This is a genomic window from Halomonas sp. A020 (assembly GCF_027943625.1).
GTDB classification, from domain to species: Bacteria; Pseudomonadota; Gammaproteobacteria; order Pseudomonadales; family Halomonadaceae; genus Vreelandella; species Vreelandella piezotolerans.
In genome coordinates this window covers 1530274-1555177 of record NZ_AP022850.1, presented here as the reverse complement: position 1 = coordinate 1555177, position 24904 = coordinate 1530274, and the positions used below count along the sequence as shown (strand labels likewise).

General features: G+C 57.6%; 24 protein-coding genes. 14 read left to right on the top strand and 10 right to left on the bottom strand.

Annotated features, from left to right (window positions below):
• Nucleotide 1 precedes the first annotated feature (1 nt).
• From FRH_RS07245 to FRH_RS07235, 3 genes are all read right to left on the bottom strand, one after another.
• Complete coding sequence (locus tag FRH_RS07245; RefSeq protein ID WP_281998011.1) at nt 2-3493, bottom strand: EAL domain-containing protein; 3492 nt, start codon at nt 3491-3493, stop codon at nt 2-4.
• A gap of 33 nt (nt 3494-3526) precedes the next feature.
• Nucleotides 3527-4510 (bottom strand): tripartite tricarboxylate transporter substrate binding protein, encoded by a 984-nt coding sequence (locus FRH_RS07240; protein ID WP_139527913.1) that lies wholly within the window; start codon nt 4508-4510, stop codon nt 3527-3529.
• Nucleotides 4511-4595: 85 nt separating this feature from the next.
• Nucleotides 4596-5057 (bottom strand): YchJ family protein, encoded by a 462-nt coding sequence (locus tag FRH_RS07235; protein WP_139527912.1) that lies wholly within the window; start codon nt 5055-5057, stop codon nt 4596-4598.
• 156 nt (nt 5058-5213) lie between these two features.
• Here FRH_RS07235 and FRH_RS07230 point away from each other — a divergent pair, with 156 nt between their 5' ends.
• Nucleotides 5214-5525 carry a hypothetical protein gene (locus FRH_RS07230; protein ID WP_139527911.1) on the top strand — a complete coding sequence of 104 codons (312 nt, stop codon included), beginning with the start codon at nt 5214-5216 and terminating at the stop codon, nt 5523-5525.
• A gap of 82 nt (nt 5526-5607) precedes the next feature.
• Here FRH_RS07230 and argE read toward each other — a convergent pair whose 3' ends face one another.
• Nucleotides 5608-6777, bottom strand: coding sequence for an acetylornithine deacetylase (argE, locus tag FRH_RS07225; RefSeq protein ID WP_281998010.1), 1170 nt, complete (start codon nt 6775-6777; stop codon nt 5608-5610).
• Nucleotides 6778-6979: 202 nt separating this feature from the next.
• On the opposite strand from argE, the gene ugpB reads away from it, so the two are divergent.
• The 4 genes from ugpB to FRH_RS07205 all read left to right on the top strand — a co-directional run bounded on the left by ugpB (nt 6980) and on the right by FRH_RS07205 (nt 11202).
• Complete coding sequence (gene ugpB, locus FRH_RS07220) at nt 6980-8305, top strand: sn-glycerol-3-phosphate ABC transporter substrate-binding protein UgpB (RefSeq protein ID WP_139527909.1); 1326 nt, start codon at nt 6980-6982, stop codon at nt 8303-8305.
• A gap of 84 nt (nt 8306-8389) precedes the next feature.
• Nucleotides 8390-9274, top strand: a complete 885-nt coding sequence (ugpA, locus tag FRH_RS07215) for a sn-glycerol-3-phosphate ABC transporter permease UgpA (protein ID WP_139527908.1) — start codon at nt 8390-8392, stop codon at nt 9272-9274.
• A gap of 27 nt (nt 9275-9301) precedes the next feature.
• Nucleotides 9302-10144, top strand: a complete 843-nt coding sequence (gene ugpE / locus FRH_RS07210; protein WP_139527907.1) for a sn-glycerol-3-phosphate ABC transporter permease UgpE — start codon at nt 9302-9304, stop codon at nt 10142-10144.
• A gap of 2 nt (nt 10145-10146) precedes the next feature.
• Entirely contained in the window at nt 10147-11202 is a 1056-nt protein-coding gene (locus FRH_RS07205; protein WP_239286498.1) for a sn-glycerol-3-phosphate import ATP-binding protein UgpC, read from the top strand.
• Between the two features lie 36 nt (nt 11203-11238).
• Here FRH_RS07205 and FRH_RS07200 read toward each other — a convergent pair whose 3' ends face one another.
• Nucleotides 11239-12873 (bottom strand): 5'-nucleotidase C-terminal domain-containing protein, encoded by a 1635-nt coding sequence (locus FRH_RS07200; RefSeq protein WP_281998009.1) that lies wholly within the window; start codon nt 12871-12873, stop codon nt 11239-11241.
• A gap of 177 nt (nt 12874-13050) precedes the next feature.
• Between FRH_RS07200 and phnD the strand changes: the two genes are divergently transcribed.
• The 3 genes from phnD (at nt 13051) to phnE (ending at nt 15678) form a co-directional block, all read left to right on the top strand.
• Nucleotides 13051-13926, top strand: coding sequence for a phosphate/phosphite/phosphonate ABC transporter substrate-binding protein (gene phnD, locus FRH_RS07195; protein WP_281998008.1), 876 nt, complete (start codon nt 13051-13053; stop codon nt 13924-13926).
• 143 nt (nt 13927-14069) lie between these two features.
• Complete coding sequence (locus FRH_RS07190; RefSeq protein WP_239286501.1) at nt 14070-14873, top strand: phosphonate ABC transporter ATP-binding protein; 804 nt, start codon at nt 14070-14072, stop codon at nt 14871-14873.
• A 1-nt stretch (nt 14874) separates the two neighbouring features.
• Entirely contained in the window at nt 14875-15678 is an 804-nt protein-coding gene (phnE, locus tag FRH_RS07185) for a phosphonate ABC transporter, permease protein PhnE (RefSeq protein ID WP_281998007.1), read from the top strand.
• Nucleotides 15679-15705: 27 nt separating this feature from the next.
• Here phnE and FRH_RS07180 read toward each other — a convergent pair whose 3' ends face one another.
• Together FRH_RS07180 and FRH_RS07175 are read right to left on the bottom strand one after the other, a co-directional pair.
• The gene (locus FRH_RS07180; RefSeq protein WP_139527901.1) at nt 15706-16371 is read right to left on the bottom strand and encodes an SDR family oxidoreductase; all 666 of its coding nucleotides are present in this window, start codon (nt 16369-16371) and stop codon (nt 15706-15708) included.
• A gap of 141 nt (nt 16372-16512) precedes the next feature.
• Complete coding sequence (locus FRH_RS07175; RefSeq protein ID WP_153843218.1) at nt 16513-17520, bottom strand: porin; 1008 nt, start codon at nt 17518-17520, stop codon at nt 16513-16515.
• A 404-nt stretch (nt 17521-17924) separates the two neighbouring features.
• On the opposite strand from FRH_RS07175, the gene FRH_RS07170 reads away from it, so the two are divergent.
• The gene (locus FRH_RS07170) at nt 17925-19088 is read left to right on the top strand and encodes a glycosyltransferase family 1 protein (protein WP_281998006.1); all 1164 of its coding nucleotides are present in this window, start codon (nt 17925-17927) and stop codon (nt 19086-19088) included.
• Nucleotides 19051-19590 carry a phosphatase PAP2 family protein gene (locus FRH_RS07165; protein WP_219862417.1) on the top strand — a complete coding sequence of 180 codons (540 nt, stop codon included), beginning with the start codon at nt 19051-19053 and terminating at the stop codon, nt 19588-19590. Before FRH_RS07170 ends, FRH_RS07165 begins: the two co-directional genes overlap by 38 nt.
• 131 nt (nt 19591-19721) lie before the next feature.
• On the opposite strand, the gene FRH_RS07160 is transcribed toward FRH_RS07165, so the two are convergent.
• Nucleotides 19722-19853, bottom strand: a complete 132-nt coding sequence (locus tag FRH_RS07160; RefSeq protein ID WP_255303963.1) for a hypothetical protein — start codon at nt 19851-19853, stop codon at nt 19722-19724.
• A 693-nt stretch (nt 19854-20546) separates the two neighbouring features.
• Here FRH_RS07160 and FRH_RS07155 point away from each other — a divergent pair.
• From FRH_RS07155 to FRH_RS07140, 4 genes are all read left to right on the top strand, one after another.
• On the top strand, nt 20547-20678 hold the full coding sequence (locus FRH_RS07155) for an entericidin A/B family lipoprotein (protein WP_139527897.1): 132 nt from the start codon (nt 20547-20549) through the stop codon (nt 20676-20678).
• 5 nt (nt 20679-20683) lie between these two features.
• Nucleotides 20684-21214 (top strand): YqiA/YcfP family alpha/beta fold hydrolase, encoded by a 531-nt coding sequence (locus FRH_RS07150; RefSeq protein ID WP_139528004.1) that lies wholly within the window; start codon nt 20684-20686, stop codon nt 21212-21214.
• A gap of 74 nt (nt 21215-21288) precedes the next feature.
• On the top strand, nt 21289-21465 hold the full coding sequence (locus tag FRH_RS07145) for a DUF6435 family protein (RefSeq protein ID WP_139527896.1): 177 nt from the start codon (nt 21289-21291) through the stop codon (nt 21463-21465).
• A 4-nt stretch (nt 21466-21469) separates the two neighbouring features.
• Entirely contained in the window at nt 21470-22339 is an 870-nt protein-coding gene (locus FRH_RS07140) for a ChaN family lipoprotein (RefSeq protein WP_281998005.1), read from the top strand.
• Here FRH_RS07140 and ntrC read toward each other — a convergent pair.
• Entirely contained in the window at nt 22336-23766 is a 1431-nt protein-coding gene (gene ntrC, locus FRH_RS07135; RefSeq protein WP_281998004.1) for a nitrogen regulation protein NR(I), read from the bottom strand. The genes FRH_RS07140 and ntrC overlap by 4 nt on opposite strands.
• A complete protein-coding gene (glnL, locus tag FRH_RS07130; RefSeq protein WP_139528002.1) occupies nt 23763-24821 on the bottom strand; it encodes a nitrogen regulation protein NR(II) in 1059 nt (352 codons plus the stop codon). Before glnL ends, ntrC begins: the two co-directional genes overlap by 4 nt.
• Nucleotides 24822-24904: the final 83 nt, after the last annotated feature.

Genomic DNA, 24904 nt, shown 5'->3' with positions numbered 1-24904 from the left:
CTCATTGGTTGACGGGCGTGGTGGCCCTTTCCTGGGCAGCCAGCAAGCGTTCGAGCTCGGCAAGTGGCATGGGCCTGGCCAACCCAAAGCCTTGGAAACCATCGCAGTGATAGCTTAACAGCCGCTGGTGCTGCTCGTGGGTCTCGACGCCCTCGGCCACGACGCTTAGCCCCAGGTGGTGGGCCATGGAGATGATCCCTTGCACGATGGCGGCATCGTCACTGCTGTTGGTCAGTTCGTGAATGAAACTGCGGTCGATTTTTACCGTACTGATAGGTAGATGTTTAAGGTAACTCAAGCTCGAGTAGCCAGTGCCAAAGTCATCGATGGAGACACTGACCCGCATGTTGCGCAGGGCATGTAATATCTCGATGGCGGACGCTGTGTTATCCATCAAAATGCCCTCGGTCAGCTCCAGTGACAACTGCTCGGCGGGTAGACCAGTCTCGGCGAGTGTTTGGCGAAGCGTGGCCAAAAAGTTGTCTCGGTGGAACTGTAGCGGCGAGAGGTTGACCGCCACACGCAGCGTACCAAAGCCGCCGCGCTGTAGCGCCAGCATGTCTTGGCAAGCACGCTGCAGCACCCATTCGCTGATCGGCATGATTTGCCCAGTGGCTTCCGCCAGGGGAATGAAACGTGCTGGCGAAATATAACCTTTGCTGGGGTGCGGCCAGCGTAGCAGCGCCTCCACACTGGCAATCTTGCCATGCCGGTCCATCAGCGGCTGGTAGTGAAGCTCGAAGCCTTGGTGGTCAATCGCTTCTTGCAGATCGTTACGCAGGCTTACCCTTTCGCTGGCTAGGTCATTGATGTCGCTACTGAACCAAGCGTAGGCATTGCGCCCCTGCTGCTTGGCCTTGTACATGGCCATATCGGCCTGCTGAATCAGCGTTTGCGGCAGCAGCGTATCGGGTTGGCTCATGGCAATGCCCACACTGGCGGTCAAGTACAGCTCGTGCCCTTCTAGACAGTACGGCTTTGCCAGTGCAGGGAGCAGCCGCTCGACCACGTCGATGACCTGTTGGCCCTGCTCGATATCGGTAATCAACAGCACGAACTCATCGCCTCCTAGACGGGCGACCGTATCTTCCTGGCGCAGCCCGGCGCGCAGCCGCGACGCCACTTCGATCAGTACCTGATCGCCTATGGCGTGCCCTAACGTATCATTGATGGGCTTGAAGTCGTCCAAGTCGACGAACAGTACACAGATTCGTTCACCGCTGCCCTGGGCCGCTGCAAACTGCTTGTGCAGCGTCTCTTCGAACATCATGCGATTGGGCAGGCGGGTGAGGTCGTCGTGGGTCGCGTGATAGGCGAGCCGCGCTTCATAGGCTTTATGCTGCGAGATATCGTGCTGAACCCCCACGAAATGCGTCACGAGTCCTTTGCTATCGCGCACGGGGGCGATATGGAGATCGTTCCAGAACGGCGTACCATCTTTACGGTAATTGCACAGCGTAACGTGGGTTTCGCGCTGCGCCTGAATACCGCGCCGTAGTTTGGCAATCATGGCAGGATCGCTCTCGGGCCCTTGTAGGAAACGGCAGTTCTGCCCAATCACGTCGCTCTGCGTATAGCCCGTCATCGTGCTGAACGCCTGGTTGGCATAGATGATGGGTAGGTCAGGCTGGCGCGCGTCTGCAATTAGCACGCCGTTGACGCTCGCCTCTACGCTGCGCTCTAGAGTGCGCAGCCGCGTCTGCTGACGCCGCTTGTCGGTGACGTCTTGCGCAATGCAGTAGACCCCTTCGATACTATCGTTGACCGAGACGGGCAGGCTAATCAAGTCGAGAATACGGTGTTGTGCCTCTCGGTCGGTCATGGTCACTTCGTAACGACTGATGCCCCCCTGCAGCACATGCTTGAAGTGCGCTTTGATACGCTCTCGCTCAGGCGGCGCAATAAAATCGCTGAAGTGTCGCCCCACGACCTCGTCTAGCGGATAGCCAGTGACATCGGCACAGGTCGTATTGGCCGTTTGAAAATAGCCGTGTTGGTCCAGAGAAAAAACGGCGTCTGGGTGATGCACGAATAGCGAGCGGTAGCGCTGCTCGTTCTCTTCCAGCGAATGGCGGGCCGCCGCCAGTTCTCGCGTGCGCGCAATGGTGGCGCCTACGACACCCACACTAAAGGCCAGCAGCCAACTCATGACCAACCCGCCCATCGCGACACTGATAGGCATGAGCCCTAGCAGATACCAGTTGTAGTGCTGCCCTGGGTAAGCACGCAGCATTAAATTCACACCACCCGGTAGCCCGGTAAGCCGTGCTGCCAGGGCGTTGCTGGGTGACTCTACGTTCTCCGCAGCGAACCCTGATGGGTGCAGCATCATCAGCCGTTGCTCACCCCGGCTCACCCCTACCTGAAAAGGCCCCAGCGCTAAGCTTAGTTCATGATTGAGCAGCGTCCCCAAATCGACGGCTGCCAAGAGCTGCTGAGTACGATTGGGAACGGGCAGCGCCATCACCATCATGCTGCGCTGATCGCTGTCGGGCAGCAGCAGCCGCGGGCGACCAAAGGGCACCGCTAGCCATGCCCGAACACTGGGTTTATCCAACTGCTCTTCTAGCCAGCTATCCCGCCCCAACTGACGCCCCTGGCTCCATACCACGCCCTCTTGAGCATCGACGAGGGCGATGGCATTCAAGCTCAAGGTATCGCGGAAATAGCTCAGCGTATCTTGTTGCAGTAGCGCCGGGCGCTGGTCGTCGGGCAAGGTACCGAGGCGCTCTGCCATGCGTTGCATGAGCTGCAGGCGTGCCGCCATGGCCTGCTCTGCGTTGAGTTGCACGTTATCCAACAGATAACTGGCCTGCTGTTCGATGGTGGCGCGCTGATTCATGCTTAGTAACAACCAAGCGAGACTGCTCACCAGCACCCCTGCCAGCCCTACTGCGACCGTCAGCTTACCCGGGCTCAAGCGCTCGGCACGATGCCGCCAGCCCGCAACCAGCAGCGCGATCCCAAGTAGCACGATAAAAGCCAGCACGGCAATGGGCGACGAGCTGAAGAGCGCTCGACCACCGACATCGCTCGACCATAAACGGGCCACCACCAATCCACCAAACAGTAGCAGGCCAACGCCAGCGACGCGCCAGAACAAGCGGCGCCACCTGCTACCGACGCCCATCCACAGGCAGAGAGTCATCCAGACGAGCATCCACGACGCCACACTCGTCATGCGCTCTTCGTGTGTTACCCAAGATGGCGCCACGCCGCCATCCACTGCGTTATGCACCAGCGTGTAGAGCAGCAGCGCACCCAGCCCGGCGGCACTCAGCCGCCGCAGCCAGTGCACCTGGCAGAGCGTGGCCAGCAAGCTGATGCCAATCAACAGTGTCGCTAGCGATGCATCAGGCACCAGCATGGGACCAAACAGTGTTTCGGGCAGCCAAAGACCTACCAGCAGGCCAGCGCCTCCCATCAGCAGCAGCGTGGCCGAGGCAATTAATAGCAGCGTTTCGGCTGCAAGATCACGAGTATTTAACGGCACACGCTCTCTCCTTTGCGTCCTATGCCCCCTGGCCTACCGCTCAAACCCCATGGTGTCAGCCAGCCGCTGTAGCTGGTCGTACCGATCATCGAGATAGCGGCCATACGCTTCGCGGGGCATGAAATCGACGTAGGAACCATGGGCATGCTGCAGCGTCTCCACCAGCGCAGGCTGCTGGAGCGCCTGCTCGAATGCCTGGGCCAATCGCTCCAGCCGCTCGGGAGGTGTGTCTCGCGGCGCAAAGAGGCCTCGATCCGTCGTATTGATGAGCGCGATACCCTGCTCGCGGAGTGTCGGCACTTCCGGCAACGCCGATAGCCGCGTATCGTTGGCGACGCCAAGGGGCACCAGTGCTCCACGCTCGAACAGCGTCCCAGCAGAGGGTAAATTCAGCATCGCAAGATCCAATTCGCCGCCCAGGAGTGCAACGACTTGGGCGCCGGTATCGGGGTAGCGCACGAACTGTATGTTGGCAGGCGCAATACCCGCCTGTTCAAAAAAGTGCAGCCAGAAAAAGTGATCCGTCGAGCTGGGGATAATGCCCACCAGCAATTCACCGGGATGCTGCTCGACGTACGCCGCGATGTCACTGGCCTGGGTCAGCGTATGGCCAGGCGTGGTGGCCGGAATGTTGACGGTACGGGTCAACAGAGCGATGGGCGCGAATGCATCGTGTGAGTAATCGGACAGCCCGGCGATATAGGCAAGATCAATGGTTTGATGACTGCCCAGCAGCGTATAGCCATCGGGGTCGGCCTGCTTCACGAACTGCGAACCTAGGGTGGCACCGTTACCTGCCATATTCATCGTTATGATGGACGTGTTCAAATGGCGTTGCGCTTGCTCGGCAATCACACGAAATAGCGTATCGGTGGCGCCGCCCCGCCCAAAAGGCACCACCAAAGCGATGTCCGATGACGGAAAGGCATGGGCGTGTGGCGCATCCTCGGCACTGGCCTGGGTGGACGCACCAATGGCAGCCAACAAGAACGCACTCAAGATGGCTAACGACCTCATCGTCTGCCACTGCTCGCTTCTCAAAGCGTTGTTCACCCAAACGACCATGGCGCTTCATGCCTCACGCGACTTAGCAATGATGTGCTTACGCTTTGCAACATACCTTTAATTTACGTTTGCTACCACAAGGGCAAAGCTCATTACGCCTCGGTTTTAAACGCTTCACGCTAGGCGTGCCATCGACGTACCACCAGCGGCCCTCTTCCCAAACAAAGCGCGAGACTTCCTCTAACACATGCCAACCGCCCGGCTCGCGAAACGTGGCACGAAAGTGCACCGTTCCCTGCTCGTTTTGCGCGACGGGCGCGTCGACAATGACCAGGGACATCCACTGCGTCTCTGGGTCGAGCGGTAGCTGTGGCGGCCGGGTCGTCGCGTGCCATGTCGCCAGCAGGTAATCACGCTGACTCAACGCGAATGCCGAGTAGCGTGAGCGCATTAGCGCTTCGGGCGAGGGTGGGCGTTCCCCTTGATGGTAGGGCCGGCAGCAGGCGTCGAACGACAACCCACTGCCGCATGGGCAACGTTTAGGTACTAGGTGCGTCATAGAAGGGTCGCTCTGGCTTATGCATGTCGCGGGCGCTGTAGATGGTTTGTTTCGGTATCCATCCGAGTTGGGTATAGTAGCAGAGCAAGATCCCTAGACAGACGGAGTACGACAACACGATCGATCATTCTTTCCAAACGCAGTGGAGGTTCTCCTATGAAGGTTTACAAACCGGAATGGCAGTGCACGTTTAGCGTAAACGAAGGCGCGGAAGAATCAGCAAACTGGAAAGAGCGAATCGCGTGGCGGCTTAGAGAACTTGCCGACCGGCTCGAAGGCGGCGGCCGTACGTTAAAAATCGACTGCAGCGTCTCGCCAAAGGTGAGCCGTGACGAGGTAGATACCTGCTTGGGCAAAGGGTTTGAGGTCACACAACGACTGCTAACCCAGCTTGCCCAGCAGCAGGCGTGCGAAGATGTGATGCGCCATGCGAAAGCCGAGCTTTACGAAGAGCAGCATCAGCACTAACAGCCAGACCGTAAGCGTCTCAAAAAAACACCCGCTCGATGACACCGGCGGGTGTTTTTTATAGGGCGTAGATCACCCATCGCTAGCCCGTGAAAGGCGCTTCCATGGCGCGGCCCAAGCGCTGCATGAAGCGACTGCACGCATCTAGCTGCGCCGCGTCGATGTACTCATCCGGCTGGTGGGCCTGGGCAATACTGCCCGGCCCTAAAATGATGGTTTGCAGCCCCTGCCCCTGGAACTGACCGGCTTCCGTGGCATAGGCCACCGCGTGCTGGGAGCAGCCGTCCGGCAAATGGTCCTGCGCTAACCGCAGCACCTGCTGATTGTCTCGGTCGGCCAGCCCCGGTACCGTCACGTTCAGCGGCTCGGTGGTGATCTCGACGGTTTTGCCTTGAGCGCCGAGCGATTCACTGAGCGTGGCGCAATAGTCGCTGAACCTTGCGTAAATCTCGTCAAAGGTCTCCGTGGGAAGGTGGCGAACCTCCCACTCGAACTGGCACTCCCGCGCCATGATGTTGATCGCCGTGCCGCCTTTGATCTTGCCGACGTGCAAGCTGGTATGCGGCACGTTGAACGCCTCATCCACGCGTCCCTCGTCCACCAGCGCGGCCATGGTGTCCTCGATGAAGGTCACCAATCTGGCGGCGACGTGAATCGCGGAGGTGCCTTGGTTCACCTGACTGCTGTGCGCTTCACGGCCAATCACGGTAGTACGCAGGTTGGTCGCGCCCTTTTGCGCTACCACCGGCTGCATGCTGGTGGGCTCGCCGACGATCACATGCGCCGAGGTGGAGTAGTGCTCATAAAAGCGCTTGATCAAGCTGGGGGCGCCCACGCAGCCGATCTCTTCGTCATAAGAGAAACCGAAGTAGATCGGCTGCTTCAGCGGTGCCTTCGCCCAGGTGGGCACCCTGGCGAGCGCGCAGGCAATGAAACCTTTCATATCGCAGGTGCCACGCCCATACAAACGCCCGTCGCCACCATCGTGCAGAGTGAACGGGTCGCTGCTCCAGGGCTGGCCGGCCACGGGTACCACATCGGTATGGCCTGACAGCAACACGCCGCCAGGGGCATTAGGTCCTATACGCGCAATCAGGTTGGCTTTGGTGCCGCAGGGGCTCATCACCCGTTCAGCGCTGATACCGTAGTCGGCCAAGTAGCCCTCGACGAATTCGATGAGCGCCAGGTTCGACTCGCTGGAGGTGGTATCGAACGCCACCAGTTGGCCCAGCAGCGCAGTTGCGTTAGTCATGTGAGTCTCATTGATTAAGCTTTTTTACCACCCTAGCACCCCGTTTGCGCTTTGCCTACTGAGCGCTACCAGCGTCTCGCCGAATGTTGTCCGTCACGACAAGTTCACCGTGCATTCATGAAAGCGTCATCTACACTTTCTACTGTTCAGTGCACCCAAAAACCTTAAAAAACGTACTGCGCACGACCTACAAGGAGCCGTTATGTCTCGTTTCACGTTGCACGCGCTTGCCCTCGGTGTGGCGACCGCCACGTTCAGTGTTTCCGCCAATGCCGCTACCGAAGTGACCTGGTGGCACGCCATGGGCGGTCAACTCGGTGAAATTCTGGAAGGCATGACCGAGGAGTTCAACGCCTCTCAAAACGAGTACCGCGTGACGCCCAGCTACCGCGGCAACTACACCGAAACCATGACCGGCGCCATTGCAGCGTTCCGCGCAGGCGAGCAGCCGCACATTCTGCAGGTGTTCGAGGTCGGCACTGGCACCATGATGAACGCCGATGGGGCGATCTATCCGGTGTTCGAACTGATGGAAGACCACGGCCGCGCGTTCGACCGCGAGGCCTTCCTGCCCGCCGTGGTGGGCTACTACACCGACACCAACGGCAACATGCTGTCGTTTCCGTTCAACTCTTCCACGCCCATCATGTACTACAACCGTGATGTGTTCGAGGAAGCGGGGTTAGACCCGGAGCAGCCGCCGCAAACCTGGGAAGAAGTCGCAGAATACGCCACTCAAATTACCGAATCGGGTGCGGCCAACTGTGGCTTTACCACCTCGTGGCCAAGCTGGGTGATGCTGGAGAACTTCTCCGCCATGCACAACTCCCCGCTGGGCACGCTGGAAAACGGCTTTGGCGGCCTGGACACCGAGCTGAACTTCAACAACGAGCTGGTCGCCCGTCACTGGGATAACCTGAAAACCTGGCAAGACGCAGGGGCGTTCAAATGGGGCGGCCCGGGTTCTGGCCCGGATGCCGAACCGCTGTTCTACTCCCAGGAGTGCGCGATCTTCTTTGGCTCCTCTGCTTCCCGTGCCGACGTCGCCGCCAATGCCGACTTCGAAGTGGGCTTTGGCATGCAGCCCTACTACGACGACGTAGAAGGTGCGCCGCAAAACTCCATCATTGGCGGGGCTACCTTGTGGGCGTTGCAAGGCCACACCGATGAGGAGTACGCCGCCGTAGCAGCGTTTTTCGAGTATCTCTCCCAGCCGGAAGTTCAGGCCGAGTGGCACCAGCAGACCGGCTATCTGCCGATCACGCAAGCCGCTTGGGATCTGAGCCAAGAGCAGGGTTACTACGATGAGAACCCCGGTGCGGATATTTCGCTCAAGCAGATGACGCTGAACGAGCCCACCGAGAACTCCAAAGGCCTGCGCTTTGGCAACTTCGTCCAGATCCGCGACATCATCTCCGAAGAGATGGAAGCGGTGATGACCGGTAACAAATCGGGCCAGGAAGCAGCCGATGCCGCCGTAGAGCGCGGAAACCAGCTACTGCGCGACTTCGAATCTGCGAATCAGTAAGTAAGTGCCCGCTTCGCCGCCTGCCCGCGGACAGGCGGCGACGTCATTACGCGTGCCCTTTGTTGATCGCAGGATACACCGCCTATGCAAACCAAACGCATGACCTTCCCAGGGCGCGTTTTGCCCTACGCGCTACTCGCTCCACAGGTCATTGTTACGCTGATTTTCTTTATCTGGCCGGCCGGACAAGCGCTCTATCAGTCGCTACTTCGTGAAGATGCATTTGGGCTACGCACGACCTTCGTGGGGCTGGAGAATTTTGCCCGCCTGTTTCGTGACGGCAACTATCTCAATTCGCTCTCGGTGACGGCCATTTTTGCCATTGGTACCACGCTGCTGTCCATGGCGGCGGCGCTGCTGCTGGCCTGCACGGTGAATCGCATGATTCGTTCGCGCAGCACCTACACCACACTGCTGGTATGGCCCTATGCCATTGCCCCCGCCATTGCCGGGGTACTGTGGTGGTTCATCTTCAATCCCTCCATCGGCATCGTGCCCTACATGCTGGATATGGTGGGCTACCAGTGGAATCACCGCACCTCAGGGGCAGACGCCATGCTGCTGGTAATTTTTGCCGCTGCCTGGAAACAGATCTCCTATAACTTCCTGTTTTTCCTGGCCGGGCTGCAGTCGATTCCCCAATCGCTCATTGAAGCCGCCGCCATCGATGGCGCCAGCCCCATGAAGCGCTTCTGGACCATCGTGTTTCCTCTGCTGTCGCCCACCACCTTCTTCCTGATGGTGGTGAACGTGGTGTACGCGATGTTCGATACTTTCGGGATCATTCATGCCACCACCCAAGGCGGCCCTGCCCAAGCGACGAATACGCTGGTGTACAAGGTGTACGCCGATGGTTTCGTGGGCCTCAACCTGGGGTCATCCGCCGCGCAGTCGGTGATTTTGATGGCGATCGTGGTAGCACTCACGGTAGTGCAGTTCCGCTTTATCGAGCGCCGGGTGAACTACTAGCCGCAGGCTGACTGTTGGAGTCTTGTCATGGTTGAAAATCGTCCCTGGGCGAACTTTTTTGCCCACTTAACGCTGATGCTCGGCGTCGCGGTGGTGGTGTTTCCCGTCTACGTGGCGCTGGTGGCCTCGACCCAAGCGCCGGGCGACCTGCTGCGCGGCACGCTGCCGATGCTGCCCGGTGCCCACGGCATCGAAAACTTTACCCGCATGTGGCAATCCGGCGTGTCGAACGCGGGCGCACCGCCGGCTGGCACCATGCTATGGAACAGCTTCATCATGGCCATGGCGATTACCATGGGTAAGCTGTCGATCTCACTGCTTTCCGCCTTTGCAATCGTGTACTTCCGCTTTCGCTTTCGACTGTTTTTCTTCTGGCTGATCTTTCTGACGCTGATGCTACCGGTGGAGGTACGCATCATTCCTACCTTTCAAGTGGTCGCGGATCTCAACATGCTCAATAGCTTTGCCGGGCTGTCGATTCCGCTCATCGCCTCCGCCACCGCGACGTTTCTGTTTCGGCAGTTCTTTATGACGATCCCCGAGGAGATGTTGGAAGCCGCGCGGGTCGATGGCGCAGGCCCACTGAAATTCTTTAAAGACATTCTGATGCCGCTCTCGATCACCAATATCGCCGCACTGTTCGTGATCATGTTCATTTACGGCTGGAACCAATATCTATGGCCGCTGCTGATTACCACCGATCCGGACTACTACACCATCGTAATGGGTATTCAGCGCATGACATCGGAAGAGAACCCGCAGTGGCATCTCATCATGGCCGCCGTGGTGATGGCGGCTCTGCCACCGGTATTAGTGATTTTGTTCATGCAACGCCTGTTTGTGAAAGGCCTGACCGAGACGGAGAAATAACCATGGCCAGCATTACCTTGGAAGGGCTAAAAAAAACCTACGCGGGCAACGTGGCAGCGGTCAAAGGCGTCGATTTACATATCCAAGATGGCGAGTTCGTGGTGCTGGTGGGGCCTTCTGGCTGCGGTAAATCCACGCTGCTGCGCATGGTGGCAGGCCTGGAGAGCATCACTGAAGGCACGTTAAAGATCGGCGAGCGAGTGGTGAACCAACTTGAGCCCGCCGAGCGGGATATCGCCATGGTGTTCCAAAACTATGCCCTCTACCCCCACATGACGGTGTACAACAACTTGGCCTATGGCCTGAAAAATCGCGGCTTCAAGAAAGACGCTATTGAACAGCGGGTGCGCGCAGCGGCCAAGATGCTGGAAATTGAGGATTTTTTAGAACGCAAGCCGCGCAAACTTTCTGGCGGCCAGCGCCAGCGTGTGGCCATGGGCCGTGCATTAGTGCGCGAGCCCGCCGCGTTTCTGTTTGACGAGCCGCTCTCTAACCTGGATGCCAAGCTGCGCGTCCAGATGCGCGTCGAGATCAAGCAGCTTCAGCGGCGGTTAAAAACCACCAGCCTCTACGTGACCCACGACCAGCTCGAAGCAATGACGCTGGGGGACCGGCTCGTGGTGCTCAATGCCGGACAGATCGAGCAGGTAGGCACCCCGATGGAGATCTACGCCCGACCCGCCACCATGTTCGTGGCGGAGTTCATCGGCTCCCCCGCCATGAACATGCTGCCGCTGGCCTACCTGCAGCAGCAGGACACCCAAGGCGTGCTAAGCCAGTTGCCAAAAGAGACCGATACCGTCGGCATACGCCCAGACGATATGCAGCTCACCCTACCAACAGTGCCTTACGTCACACTAGACACGACCTTGATGCTGTTCGAGGCTGCTGGTGCAGAGAGCCATCTCTACGTTAACTTGGCGGGTAGCGAACAGCCTACGGTGATTCGCACGGCAGGCCAGCCGCCGGTGCGTGAAGGCGAAACGCTGCAGGTATATGTTACCGGTGATGCGCTGCATCCGTTCAACAGCACCACTGGCAAGCGCACCTTTCATTAGTACGTAAGTACCTAGCGCCTTCGGCGGGTGGCCAAGCTACTCGCCCTGGGCAAGATCGGTAATGCGTCCTTCAGGTTGGTAAAACACCTCACCAAGTGCCGCGATGTGGTCACGCAGCATTTCCCAGTCCGTATTGCCCACGATGGTGTTACGACCATCATCATAGGCGGCCCCTAACGCCGCGTGGCTGTCGCCGCCCGCTGCAGTAAAGTTATTGGTTGCCACGGTATAGGTGGTATCGGGATCAATGGTCTGCATCGCGCCCTCTCGATTCACCTTCAAGCTCACCACCCGCTTCCCCACCGGCAAGCGACTGTCGAAGACCAACTCTGTCCCAGCGGAGACCTGCAAAAAGCCACCGTTCTCTTCTGGGACGTTGGCGAGCGCAATTTCAAAAGTCTCCAGCAGTTCAGCGCCCGTCACCTCTAGCAGCGCGAGGCGATTGCCAAACGGCTGCACGGCAATCAGATCGCCCACCGTGACCTCGCCTTTGGGCAGCGCTTCACGGATACCGCCGCTATTTTGAAACGCCATGATGGTGTCTGGCGCCACCCGCTGTGCGGCGTAAAGCTGACCATCGGCAATCAAGTTACCCAGCGCCGTTTCATTTGCACGCACGCTCATGGCATCGCCCTGACCGTGACGAGGGTTCGGCAACGCAAGGATAGCCGTTGCGCCCACCTGCTGATCACGCAGGGTTTCAATCGCTTCCGTAAACGGGGCGAGCTGTGCCAACGCAGCCTCATCCGGCGTGCGCTCTTCGGTGGCAAGTAATTCACCGCTTACCGTTTGAACCACGCCTTCTGCATCGAACGTCACCTGCATCACACCTAGATACTTTCCATACTCACCCGCTTGGCCGATGGCCGTCGGTGCTTTCGCATCACCCGCTGAGGAGTGGCTCACCAGCGTCGGCGGCGTTACCTGCGTGTGACTATGGCCGCCGATGATGATATCGATACCCTCAACATGCCGAGCCAACAGACGATCATTGCCGACGCTGGGGTCGCTGTCATAGCCTAAGTGCGTGAGGGCAATAATCTTATTGACCCCTTGCGCTTCAAAGGCCGCCACCATGGCGTCCGCCGCTTCACGGTAATCGCTAATGGTGACCTCACCAGGGCTGGAAATCGTTTCACTGTCCTGTGTGCTCAAGCCGAAAATGCCGATCTGCTCGCCATCTTGTTCCACAATGATGCCGTCATAGAGATAGCCCGCCTGCGGTGAAGCACTGACCGATTCACCCAACCGCTCAGCGAACTCAGGGGCAGCAGTAAAATCCAGGTTCGCGCCCAGAATGGGGAAATCAGCCTCCGCGAAAAAGGCCGCCAGCGCCTGATGGCCGCCCTCGGGGCTCCCTAAATCAAACTCATGGTTACCGGGCACAAAGGCGTCGTAACCCATTGCGTTCATAAAGGCCAATGCGTCTTGGCCCTGGAACTCGTTGAAATAGAGCGTGCCGGAAAAAATATCGCCTGCGTCCAGCAGTAGGCCATCGCCATAGGTGGCTTTCGCCTCATTGAGCGTGGTAATCAGTGACGGATAAGCATCGGTGCGACCATGCAAATCGTTAGTATGGTAAAGGGTGAGGGTAAACGACTGCGCCAATGCTGCTGGGGTAACTGCCCACAGCGCTGTCCCTAGCGTGATACCTGTTCGTAACGCATCCATAACCATGCTCCTTGTCGAGTGAGGGGGCTAGGCCATTAGTCTGTCATCTGCACGTGATCATACCGTCACCTTGACTACACCTAAGTGTCACAGTGAACTGCCACCCTACTGCTGATCATAACGAGCGACTACCGCTAGGTAGTCACCGCAAAAAAAACAGCTGAAGGGAACATGACCATGACGAGAACACTGTTAACGATGGCGATAGCCGCCGCAACCTTTACCGTGTCTACCGCCCACGCCAATAGCGATTTAAGCAACGTATGCCCCACTCCTATCCGCATGGCCGATACCGGCATTGAAGGAATGGGCCCGCTCGCAGAAGCGTTTGGCCCCTTTGCTGAAGCGTTTGAGGAGACCACCGGCCTCACGCTTGAGATGTTTAGTCTGAGCAACCGCACCGCCGCAGGCACTGCGCTGCAGTATGATGACGTAGACCTCGTATTTGCAGGTCCGTCTGAGTTCGTCTTGTTCGACCGCGAAAGCGACATTGAAATTCTGTTTGCGATTGAACGCCCCCACTACGGCAGCAGCTTTTATGTTCCCGCCGATAGCGATATTCAGTCGCTGGAAGACCTGGCAGGCCACCGGGTCGCTTTGAAAGACGTGGGCTCAACCAGCGGCCATATTTTCCCAAGCCAGATGCTGGTTGATGCGGGGCTGGATATTGATCGCGACCTTGAGATTATTATGGCTGGCGATGCCCGTATTGCAGCGCTGGTTAACGGCGATGTGGATGCCATGGGCGGCGGTAACCGCGATATCGAAGAGATTCAAGCGATGGACCCGAACGGCGAGTATCGCGTGATTGCCACCAGCGACGTACTGCCTGGCGACCCAGTGGTGATGCGCGGATCGCTAGACGACGCCTGCAAAACAGCACTGCGCAGCACTCTGGAAGAGAACAGCGAAACCCTGTGGAACGCGCTGATTGCCACCGACCGCAACGAAGATAAGTTTTTAAACCGCGACTCCTCGCTGGGCTTTGACCGCACCAATGAAGATTACGATGTCGTGCGCCAAGCCTACGAAGCAGCAGGCATTCCGCTCTAATTCGTTTTCCACCGCTCCCTTTATCGTGATCGCACAGGGACGTGCGTTGATCGAGCAAAGGCTCTTTGAGTACCAAGACACGGTAGGTCTCTCATGTCTGTCGTTCCACTCTCCCTCCTGGCATCTGCGCAGGAGGTTTTTGTATGAATGCCATCGATCTTTCTAACGTTCACAAACATTACGGCAGCTTACATGTCCTGCGTGGGCTAACGCTCAGCATCCCCAAAGGGGAGTGTGTCATTTTGCTGGGGGCCAACGGCTGCGGTAAGTCCACGCTGATGCGCTGTATCAATGGCTTAGCCCCCCACGATCAGGGCGACATTCACATTTTCAACGAATCGCTTTCGCAGATTTCCAAACCGCGTTTGCGCACACTGCGTCAAAAAGTTGGCGTGGTTTTTCAGCAGTTTAACTTGGTACAGAACGTCAGCGTGTTTCAAAACGTGCTGTATGGCGCACTGGGCCAGCAGCGTCTTGGCTTACTGTCGACGCTCTCTTGCACCGCGAGCCAAACGCTTCGCGAGCGCGCCATGCAGTCGCTGGACCGGGTGGGTTTGGCCCATAAGGCCCTGGCAAGCTGTCGCGAGCTATCAGGCGGTCAACAGCAGCGCGTCGCCATTGCCAGAACGCTGATGCAGGACGCCCACATCATCATCGCGGATGAGCCCATCGCCAGCCTGGACCCGAAAGCGGGCCGCGAGATTATGGATCTGCTGCTAGAGGTAGTGAGCGAACGTGGGCTCACTGTGCTGTGTACGCTGCATCAGCTAGAGCTAGCGCAACAGTACGGTGACCGTATTGTGGGCATGAAAGCGGGCACCGTAGTGCTTGATACGCCTCGCGAGGCGGCCACGCTGAGCGATATGCAGGCGCTCTATCAAGGTGACACCCGTGTCGAGCAAACGCCCTCATCCTCCACGACCCACCAACCGCTTAGGGCGATCTAACATGCCATCGAAGCTACCGCCAACTGGCAGCCTGCCTCCCCGTTTTCGCCGCCCTTCCCTGTTTGTTTGGGGCATCAGCCTCGGCTTTTTAGCGCTGTTTATACAAGGCGTCATGGCCACCAATGTCACACTCGAGCGTTTGATACGCGGGGCGACGAACCTAGGTCACTTCATAGGGCGGGCTTTCCCTCCGGATCTCAGCAATTTAGACGTACTGGCATGGTCGATGTATGAAACCCTCAACATTGCCATTGTCGGCGTAACGCTGGGCGTTATCCTCAGCGTGCCGTTTGCTCTGCTGGCGGCGCGCAATACCTCCCCCGCCCCATGGGTGCGCTCCATCACGCGGCTGATGATTGCCACCATGCGCACTATTCCCGACCTTATCTGGGCACTGATCTTTGTGGTCGCGGTGGGGTTAGGGCCAATGGCGGGCGTGCTGGCCATCGTGATGGATACGATTGGTTTTGCCGCCCGCTTTTTCTCAGAACGGATCGAGGAAGTCCACCCCGGTCCCTCCGATGCGCTAACCGCCACCGGGGCCAGCAGGCTATCCGTGATTGGGGGTGCGATTTTGCCAGAAACCCTCGCCTCCATGACGGCCACCAGCTTATACAGCGTCGAGAAAGCGCTGCGTTCAGCGGTCACGCTAGGGCTGGTGGGCGCAGGCGGCATTGGCGTCGAACTCGCCGCCGCCATGCGGCTGTTTAACTACGACCGCGCGCTCACCATTATTCTGGTGATCCTTGTGGTGGTGATTGGTTTTGAGCAGCTCTCGTCGCAAATCCGCAAGCGCGTGATTTAAGGCATGCCCAGTCGGCTCAAGGCACGTCTACCAAGGCAACTGTTCGCCATTGGAGTGCCAGAAGCCGCCGCTATTCTCTAAGTTGAGCGCTGTGATGCAGGCGGCAATGCCCGTTGCGGCTTCCTGGGGGCTGATGTGGCCGCCAAAGTTGACCATCCGGGTTTTCACATAGCCCGGATGCAGCTGTGCCACGGCGATGCCGCGAGGCTTAAGATCGATGGCCAGCGATTTACCAAAGGCGTTCAGCGCCGCTTTTGACGCGCGATAGCCGTAGCGGCCGCCTGAGTCGTTGTCCGCTAAAGAGCCCATCCGGCTGGTAATATTGGCGATTTTACTGCCCTTTTTCATCAGCGGCAGCAGCGCTTCGGATACTCGCAGCGGTGCATAGGCATTGATTTCCATTTGCTGGCGTAGGCTGTCGATCTCGATATCTCCCAGCACATCATCGCGCAGCAGACCCGCGTTGTTGATCAACAGATCAATGGTGTGCCCGGCTAACGCCGCAGAAAGGCGCGCGATATCGTCGTCCTGGGTCACATCAATGTCTTCTATCACGTTGACGGCGACACGATCTAACTCATCAGACGTTTGGCGACATACGCCGATGACTTTCCATCCCTCCTGTTGATAATGCTCAGCCAGGGCTAACCCTACGCCCCGATTTGCGCCTGTAATCACAACGATGGACGACATACTCTCTCCTTAAACACACGATTAAATAATAAAACAGCATAACGCAAAAAGCCGATGTGTCATGAACACATCGGCAAAAACGATCTTTCAAAGCTTAAAACATTAAGGAACCTAGGGCATGAATTAAACCCAGACGCTCACTTAAAAGTGATAACGCGCACCTACCGCGTAATACAGGTCATCTTCGTAGCTATTCACCGCATCTTCGTTGGCATCGTTCAACTCCACGAAGACATCGAAGTTGTTGGACAGATCGTAATGCGCGGCAGCGGCCCAGGCATCGCGGCTGTCGGAAACATTGTCCAGCTCGATGTTGTAGTAATCGAGGTAGAACGTCCATGCGCCAGTAGCGAAGGTGCCACCCAGACCAACGGTGTCAAAGCCGCCGCCCTGAGTGTCACTGTCACCGCGGGTTTCGTAACCCAGGCGTGCCGAGAAAGCGTCATTGATGGCGTATTCAGCGGTCGTACCCACGCGTGTTTCACCATTGCCACCGCCACGAACGGTATCTTCGACGTAACCCAGCGCCAGGCGCAGCGGGCCAGTGGCATAAGTTACGCCCCCTTGAGTAGCGATCACGTTCCCTTCGCTGGTTTGATCAGACGGCTCCAAACCACGCTCTGAAAAATGCTTAGCGGCAATGAATGCTTGGAACCCATTCAGGTCCGGCGTCATATACGCCAGAGAGTCACCCCGTGCTTGCAGGCCACCACCTGCAAACTCGTAGCCGCGCTCGACATACACGTCGAATACACCCATCACTTCGCTGTCGTAGAAGCTATCGAAGTTACCTGCAGTAAAAGTACCGTACTGCTCACTATCCAGCCCAATGTAGCTGTTACGCACTTCGTCAAAGCCAGACGCTTGATTCCGCTCATCGCCCGTGAAACGCCACTCTACGCGGGCAAACGCGCGCAGATCAGAGGTGATTTGATGGCCAGCAGTAATGCGTAAACGAGAGCCAAAGTTGCGAAACTCTTCACTATTATCAACGTTGTTTTCTTCTGCGCCGCCACCTTCGAACCCCATGGCAATACGGCCATAGATATCCAGCGTAGTGCCATCCTGATCGTAAACCATCGCCGCTTGGGCAGCAGAGGCACCCAGTAAACCACTAACGGCCAGAGCAAGTGTCGTTTTCTTAAACATGATGGATCCCTTTAGATTCGCCCGTGCTTGTTGTCAGCACTTATTGAGCTAGAGTAAAGCGTTAATTCGCCATTCAAGTCATTAAGACTATACATTGTAAAGTCACGACCGAAGCATTGACTGCTTCGTCATCGGCTACCTTAGAGAAGGTATATGTCATTCTTCTTAAAGTTTTATTTTATTTATGTCTACTTCATCAATAAAAACTTAAATAAAAATGTCCTCAAAAATTAACATTTATCTGTTATCCGAAATAAACGTTTCAACTTATAGTGAGACCTACAATTAAACGTCGAACACGCTGCGCCCAGCCGCGCTGTCATCGCTTGTTCACCTACCTGACTCGTCAATGTCATTGTGGCTGCGCACTATGTTCGCAAACGTGATAAAGGGATGAATCGCACATGCGGCTCTGTATCGTTAGCGAAACATGGTCACCAGAAATCAACGGCGTTGCCCACACGCTCAGCCGGTTGTGCCGTGAATTACAGCGCCTGGGGGTCACAGTGGATGTGATTCGACCGACGCCTAAAACCGCTGGCGCTGCCCAAGACGCCGGGCACGAGCTACAGGTGAATCGCTGTTCGATTCCCGGCTACCGTGACGTGCAGGTGGGCTTTGCTCGCCCCGCCACGGTGCGTCGCTTTTGGCAACAGCATCGACCCGACGTGGTCTACCTGGCCACCCAAGGCCCGCTTGGCTGGGCAGCACGGCAGGCCGCCTTGCAACTCCAGCTTCCGTTAGTCGCGGGATGGCACACCAATTTCGACCACTATTGCCACGATTACGGGGTTTCTTGGCTGTCGTCCGCCACACGCCGCTATTTGCGTTACTTTCATAACGGCTGCGCGCTGACGCTAGTCCCCACCCAGCAGCAGGCAACGTTACTGCGCCAGCAGGGCATCCGCGACGTGCAGGTGCTGTCTCGGGGTATCGATGGCGAACACTTCTCGCCCGCCTCTCGTGATGACGCACTCCGGCTGCAGTGGGGCGTTAGTGAACACCAGCCAGTGGCCCTCTACGTAGGGCGCATTGCACCAGAAAAAAATCTCACCTTACTTCAGGAAACACTGCAAGCCATGCGCGATGTGCGCCCCGACATGGCGCTTGTGGTGGTCGGCGATGGTCCAGGGAGATCACAGTTAGAAAAAGCACTACCTGACGCGTATTTCACAGGCTTCATCGATAAGCAGGCATTGGCTCGGCACTATGCCAGTGCGGATATGTTCGTGTTTCCATCACTGTCGGAAACCTGGGGAAATGTGATCACCGAAGCCATGGCCAGCGGGTTAGCGGTGGTGGCATACCGTCATGCCGCCAGCGCCGAACTGATCCAGAGCGGGCACAACGGTATCACGGTCGAACCCAACGATGCCGTGGCGTTTCAACAGGCGGCCGTCGCGCTTTGCCAGCATCCCGCCGAATACGCACGACTAGGAAGAATTGCCCGTTTACGCGCCCTAGAACAGAGCTGGTCGGGCATCGCGGAGCAATTTCTGCGCTACCTCAACGAGGCCCAGGAGGCTAATCATGCGAGCTCGCCCGCTTGTCGTATTCGATCGTCTTGATCTATGGGAGTGGCGGTTTTGCCAACGAGTCACTCACCTCTCGCTCTATCGCCCCTGGCGGCTGACCCTGCAAGCGGCCAGTAAACTGGGCGATTGGCCCGTTTGGGTGCTACTGATTACAGCGCAGCCCTGGCTACAACCCAATGGATGGGGGCGCATTTTGCAGTACACGCTGATCGCGCTCATAGCCATTACGGTCTACAAACTGGTCAAAACGAAACTGTGCCGCGAACGTCCTTTCATTACGTATTTGGGCGGCGTGCACTGCGGTGAGCCTGCCCGAGACCGCTACAGTTTTCCTAGCGGCCACACCATGCATGCCGTCATGTTTAGCGTCTTGGTGGCTGCCCATACGCCCTGGTTACTGCCCATCGTTTTACCACTTAGCCTGCTGATTGCCATTTCTCGCGTAGGACTTGGGCTGCACTACGTCAGTGACGTTCTGGTTGGCGGTGTCATGGGCTATGGCTTTGCACTGTTGAGCCTTTACTGGATGGGCTAGCCTCGGCCGGTACTACGACAAGACGCCATCACCGCTCTGGGGCTACGCACAAAAAAAGCCGCGCGCTCTATCGCTCATGAAATAGCGATGGAGCGCGCGGCTTTGTGATGCGAACGGTCAACGTGGCGGTACTACCTATCGGGCGGAATATCGTCACGTTCTTCGGTCGCCGCCATCAAGGATGTCTTGAACATCATGTATACGCCGACCCCGGAAAATCCCAGAAACAGGACGAACATGCCCAACATCAGTACCATCGCCATAGCGCTTGTCCCTGAAAGTACGCGGTTGCTACGTTGACGTCTTCTAACCGCTGAATTTTGGTTTAACCGAAAGGATAGACCAAAACCCCTTCTTCATCTGTACAAGTGCTGTTCAAATAACGCTGTAAATATTAAAAAATAGACAAATCAGAGAGTTACTCGTTAAAAAATTGACGCAAAAAAACCATCCCGCCGAAGCGAGATGGCTGTTTTGCACCGCTGCCACTCCCTGGCGTCGATGACCAACACATCCTGTGTTGATAAGAGTGAGCAGGCTGAGTGTCCTTTCACTTCCCTGGTGCTGATTGGGCGTCCTGCCCTCCTTGATTGCTTGTCAGCCTGCTCACGCTGTTAAAGGGTGATACTGACGTCATACTCTTCATAACACTCAATGTGTTGCAGACTCTAGGCCATCGTTCGAAAAAACAAAAATAAAAACATACAAAACAATAACTTAGAAAAAACACTCACTGCCAAGTTAAGCACAGAAGCGCCCACGAGGGCGAATCTTTATGTATCGAACTGACACATGCGACAAATTCGCACGAGCTGCCCCCATCCTTTGGCACATGAGACGTTAGCTCATCGTGACAAAATCCCTCGCTTCACGGTAGCGGTCGATGACAACAACGCTTATGTTACTTATCACACTCTCACGCTCGCATGGGCATACTTAGGCACGAGGAAAGGCCGATGAAACGTACCGTCGCACTGGGCATTTTGCTGCTGGCAACGCTGTTGGTGCTGGGTGGCTGCAATACCGTTCGCGGAATGGGGCAAGATATCGAACAAGGCGGTGAAGCCATTCAGCGGTCGGCGGATTGACCATGATGATGACTGTCTACCTTTCGCATGGCTTGGAAAGTGGCCCGGGCGCACTAAAGATGCAAGCGCTCAAGGGCATTGCCGAACAGCTAGATGACTGTGAGCCAGTCGTCATGGATTACCGGGGCATGGACGAGCCAGCCCAGCGGCTGGCTCATCTACAGCAGGCGCTTCAGAAGCGCGGCGATGATCCCTCACGTTGCGTCATGGCAGGGTCTAGCCTTGGTGGCTGGTTAAGCGCCGCCGTCAGTGCTCGGACACCAGTCCTGGGCTGTTTTTTGCTTGCCCCTGCGCTTGGCTTACCCAAATACCCCGAAACATCCCCCACCATTCAAGCGCGGCACACGCATATCATTCACGGTTGGCAGGATGATGTGGTACCTCCTGGCCCCGTTATTGAACGCGCCCAGGCACAGCGATTGTCACTCAGGATGATCGACGACGATCATCGTCTGCATAACAGTTTGGAGACGATCTTAGTTGATTTTCGTCGTTTTTTAACGCTATGCGCGACGAGTGAGCGCGGCGCTACATAAAATAAGAACGATTAAGAGTCGACATTGTCACCTCATGGCTATACAAATAGTGTACACACAAAAGGAGAGTGATCATGTTCGGTCTATTTAATCGCGACCCTCAAAAAAAGCTTCAGCAAGCCTATGAGCGTAAGCTTCAAGCGGCGATGGAGGCGTCCCGCAACGGTGATATGCGAGCCAACGCCACGCTGACCGAAGAAGCAGAAGCACTTTTGGCCGAGATCAACCGGCTCAAAGCTCAGAAGGGCTAACACAATGCGCCCCACGTGGCCATGGATTCTGCTGACGATGGCACTTGCCACGGGACACGCCTATGGCGATTGCCCGTCACCAGGACAGTGGTGGCAAGCAGACGGTGCCGTGGGCGCACCAACGCTGCTTGCCCAGGCCGCTCGACAGCAGGTCGTACTACTGGGCGAACAGCACGACGTCGAGGATCATCACCGCAGGCAGCTGCACACGCTCGCAGGGCTGCATGCTCTCCGCGAAGATATGGTGGTTGGCTTGGAGATGCTGCCAAGAAGCGCTCAGCCGGTGTTAGACCGCTGGGTAGCGGGCGAGCTGACCGAGACAGAGCTGCTGGCCGAAAGCCGCTGGGATGACGCGTGGGGATTCGATGCCGAGCTCTACTTGCCCATTCTTCACTTCGCGCGACTGCAAGCGATTCCGCTGGTGGCTCTCAACATCACGCCAGAATTGCGCCAACGGCTCGTTCAAGAAGGCTTTGATCGTGTCCCCGCTGACCAGCGCTACGGGATTCCTACCCCACTGCCCGCCAGTTCAGCCTATCAGCAGCGTTTGACCGAGGTATTCGAGCAGCATGGCATGGGGCAAGGGGACCCTGCCATGCTAGCCCGCTTCACCCAAGCGCAGCTCACCTGGGATACCGCCATGGCCCACGGGCTTGCAGGCGCCGTCAAAGAGGGTGCGTTAGCCGTTGGCTTAATGGGCCTTGGTCACGTCACCTATGGCCACGGCGTAGAGCACCAGCTCGAAGGGATGGGGATTCGACACACCCTCAGCCTACTGCCGTGGGATCAGGCAGAGTGTCGCCTCCCAGACCCCGCGCTTGCCGATGCCGTCTTTGTTCTACCTCCAGCCCTTACCCACGAGCCCACGAATTAGGCGTCATCCGCCAACGCAGGCAGCAGCGTTTTAAGCTTGCGTGTCAAGGTGTTGCGCCCCCAGCCCAGCAGCTCGGCGGCTTCGCCTTTACGCCCGCCGGTGTGCTTGAGCGCCGTCTCGATCAAAATGCGCTCGAAGTCAGGAACGGCCTCTTCTAGCAAATGGGTATGCCCTTCGGCCAGCGCATGATCGGCCCAATCACGGAACGCCGAGCGCCAGTCGCCATGGACGCTGCTCTCTGACGTGCCGACGGTGCGTAGCTCCGGAGGCAAATCTTCGACCAGAATCTCCCGACCGGAAGCCATCACCGTTAGCCATCGGCAAATGTTCTCGAGCTGACGGACGTTACCGGGCCACGGCAGGCGGGTCAGATGCGATTCTGCTTCGGGGGTCAATACTTTAATGTCGGTGGACAACTCCTTGGCGGCTTCGGCCAAAAAGTGCCGGGTGAGGCGTGGAATATCCTCGCGCCGCTCGGCCAAACGCGGAAGATGGACACGAATCACGTTCAGGCGGTGAAACAAGTCTTCACGAAAGCGCCCATCGTCGACGAGTGATTCAAGGTTCTGGTGCGTTGCCGCGATGATCCGTACATCGACGTTCACCGGCGTATGCCCGCCCACCCGATAAAACTCGCCATCGGCCAGCACGCGCAGTAGGCGGGTTTGCGTTTCGGCGGGCATGTCGCCGATCTCATCGAGAAACAGCGTGCCGCCATTGGCCTGCTCGAAACGCCCCTGGCGCTGCTGCGCAGCACCAGTAAACGCGCCTTTCTCGTGGCCGAACAGTTCTGATTCGATCAAATCGCGCGGAATCGCCGCCATATTCAAGGCAATGAACGGCTTTCCCGAGCGCGGACTATGCTGATGCAGCGCCTGGGCCACGCGCTCCTTGCCCGTACCCGACTCACCGTTGATCAGTACCGTGATATGCGAATGGGAGAGCCGTCCAATCGCCCGGAAGACCTCTTGCATAGCCGGCGCTTCACCGATGATCTCGGCGCTAAGACCTTCCGGCACACTCACCGGCCGCTGCCGTTCACGCGCATGGGCAACGGCCCGGCGCACCAGCGCGAGCGCTTCATCCACATCGAACGGCTTGGGCAAGTACTCGAATGCCCCGCCTTGATAGGAGGCGACAGCGCTGTCGAGATCGGAGTGCGCGGTCATGACGATCACAGGCAAATCCGGATGGGCATCACGCACCCGTGCCATTAAATCCAACCCGTCGATGCCCGGCATACGGATATCGGTGACCAGCACATCCGGCGGGCTCTCCAGCAAGCGTGCGAGCGCCGTATCGGCACGCTCGATACACTCGACCTCCAGATCGGGTTGCGCCAGAGCGCGCTCCAATACCCAGCGGATAGCGCGGTCATCATCGACAATAACCACTCGTGCAACATCGGTACGTGTCGCCTCAGTCATGACGCTTCTCCGGTGCAATTAATGACCAATGGAATCAGTAAACGAAATTCGGTGTGTCCGGGACGAGAGTCGCATTCGATCAATCCTTGATGTTGGTGCAGTATTGACTGGGCAATCGATAGCCCCAGACCGCTCCCTTCTGCGCGGCCGGAGACCATCGGGTAAAAAAGGGTGTCGCGTAGCGACTCGGGGATGCCAGGACCGTTATCGATGATGCCGACTTCGCTCACCAGGCGGTGCCGCTCGGCTCCCAAAGTGAATTGGCGGCGCGCACGGGTACGCAGTGTCAGTTCGGGCGCGGGCGTACCTGCATCGCTCATGGCTTGCACCGCGTTGCGGGCCACGTTGAGCACTGCTTGGATCATCTGCGCCTCATCACCGGACAGGTCCGGTAGGCTCGGGTCATAGTCGCGGCTGACGACCACATGAGGATGCTCGGCGATCAGCAGCGCCCTTACGCGCTCCAACACTTTATGAATGTTGACCGGCTCATGCTTGACGATACGGTTCGGCCCTAGCATGGAGTCGACCAAGTCACGCAAGCGGTCAACTTCTTCCACGATGATATGGGTAAACTCGCGCAGGGCCGGGTCATCCAGGTCTCGCTCTAACAGCTGCGCGGCACCGCGAATGCCCCCTAGCGGATTTTTCACCTCGTGGGCCAACCCCCGCGCCAGCACTTTGATGGTTTCTTGGCGGGTGGTAAGGGCCTCCTCTCGGGAGATTTGCATCAACCGATCCCGCGGCTCGACTTCCAACAGCAGCTCGTCGGCCGACAGCGGTGTCACGGTGTAATCGACGGTCAGCGGCTCGCTATTTAGCGGCGTGATACGCGCTTCACGCTGTGTATAGGGATGAAACGCATCGCGTGCTTTGGCCAGCACGTCGTCGATGCTTTCGTCACCGCCCAGCAGCGTATCGAGACTGATCCCCTGTACGCGGCTAAAGCTCACGGCCAGCAGCGCTTCCGCCGCTGGGTTCATCCAGCGAACGCGGAGCTCACCGTCGAGCAGCAGGACTGCTGTGGTGAGGTGTTCGAGTAAGCGCTGATACATGGCGTGTCCTGAAACGTCGCTTCGATCAATACACATGGCACTGATCCATCAAAAGAGGTATGCGAGAGGATCTGCAAAAAGCG

Excerpts from the sequence above, each read along its gene's own strand:
- FRH_RS07240 (WP_139527913.1), bottom strand. The coding sequence starts at position 4,510 with ATGAGGTCGTTAGCCATCTTGAGTGCGTTCTTGTTGGCTGCCATTGGT.
- FRH_RS07235 (WP_139527912.1), bottom strand. The coding sequence starts at position 5,057 with ATGACGCACCTAGTACCTAAACGTTGCCCATGCGGCAGTGGGTTGTCG.
- FRH_RS07230 (WP_139527911.1), top strand. The coding sequence starts at position 5,214 with ATGAAGGTTTACAAACCGGAATGGCAGTGCACGTTTAGCGTAAACGAA.
- argE (WP_281998010.1), bottom strand. The coding sequence starts at position 6,777 with ATGACTAACGCAACTGCGCTGCTGGGCCAACTGGTGGCGTTCGATACC.
- ugpB (WP_139527909.1), top strand. The coding sequence starts at position 6,980 with ATGTCTCGTTTCACGTTGCACGCGCTTGCCCTCGGTGTGGCGACCGCC.
- ugpA (WP_139527908.1), top strand. The coding sequence starts at position 8,390 with ATGCAAACCAAACGCATGACCTTCCCAGGGCGCGTTTTGCCCTACGCG.
- ugpE (WP_139527907.1), top strand. The coding sequence starts at position 9,302 with ATGGTTGAAAATCGTCCCTGGGCGAACTTTTTTGCCCACTTAACGCTG.
- FRH_RS07205 (WP_239286498.1), top strand. The coding sequence starts at position 10,147 with ATGGCCAGCATTACCTTGGAAGGGCTAAAAAAAACCTACGCGGGCAAC.
- FRH_RS07200 (WP_281998009.1), bottom strand. The coding sequence starts at position 12,873 with ATGGATGCGTTACGAACAGGTATCACGCTAGGGACAGCGCTGTGGGCA.
- phnD (WP_281998008.1), top strand. The coding sequence starts at position 13,051 with ATGACGAGAACACTGTTAACGATGGCGATAGCCGCCGCAACCTTTACC.
- FRH_RS07190 (WP_239286501.1), top strand. The coding sequence starts at position 14,070 with ATGAATGCCATCGATCTTTCTAACGTTCACAAACATTACGGCAGCTTA.
- phnE (WP_281998007.1), top strand. The coding sequence starts at position 14,875 with ATGCCATCGAAGCTACCGCCAACTGGCAGCCTGCCTCCCCGTTTTCGC.
- FRH_RS07180 (WP_139527901.1), bottom strand. The coding sequence starts at position 16,371 with ATGTCGTCCATCGTTGTGATTACAGGCGCAAATCGGGGCGTAGGGTTA.
- FRH_RS07175 (WP_153843218.1), bottom strand. The coding sequence starts at position 17,520 with ATGTTTAAGAAAACGACACTTGCTCTGGCCGTTAGTGGTTTACTGGGT.
- FRH_RS07170 (WP_281998006.1), top strand. The coding sequence starts at position 17,925 with ATGCGGCTCTGTATCGTTAGCGAAACATGGTCACCAGAAATCAACGGC.
- FRH_RS07165 (WP_219862417.1), top strand. The coding sequence starts at position 19,051 with ATGCGAGCTCGCCCGCTTGTCGTATTCGATCGTCTTGATCTATGGGAG.
- FRH_RS07160 (WP_255303963.1), bottom strand. The coding sequence starts at position 19,853 with ATGGCGATGGTACTGATGTTGGGCATGTTCGTCCTGTTTCTGGGATTT.
- FRH_RS07155 (WP_139527897.1), top strand. The coding sequence starts at position 20,547 with ATGAAACGTACCGTCGCACTGGGCATTTTGCTGCTGGCAACGCTGTTG.
- FRH_RS07150 (WP_139528004.1), top strand. The coding sequence starts at position 20,684 with ATGATGACTGTCTACCTTTCGCATGGCTTGGAAAGTGGCCCGGGCGCA.
- FRH_RS07145 (WP_139527896.1), top strand. The coding sequence starts at position 21,289 with ATGTTCGGTCTATTTAATCGCGACCCTCAAAAAAAGCTTCAGCAAGCC.
- FRH_RS07140 (WP_281998005.1), top strand. The coding sequence starts at position 21,470 with ATGCGCCCCACGTGGCCATGGATTCTGCTGACGATGGCACTTGCCACG.
- ntrC (WP_281998004.1), bottom strand. The coding sequence starts at position 23,766 with ATGACTGAGGCGACACGTACCGATGTTGCACGAGTGGTTATTGTCGAT.
- glnL (WP_139528002.1), bottom strand. The coding sequence starts at position 24,821 with ATGTATCAGCGCTTACTCGAACACCTCACCACAGCAGTCCTGCTGCTC.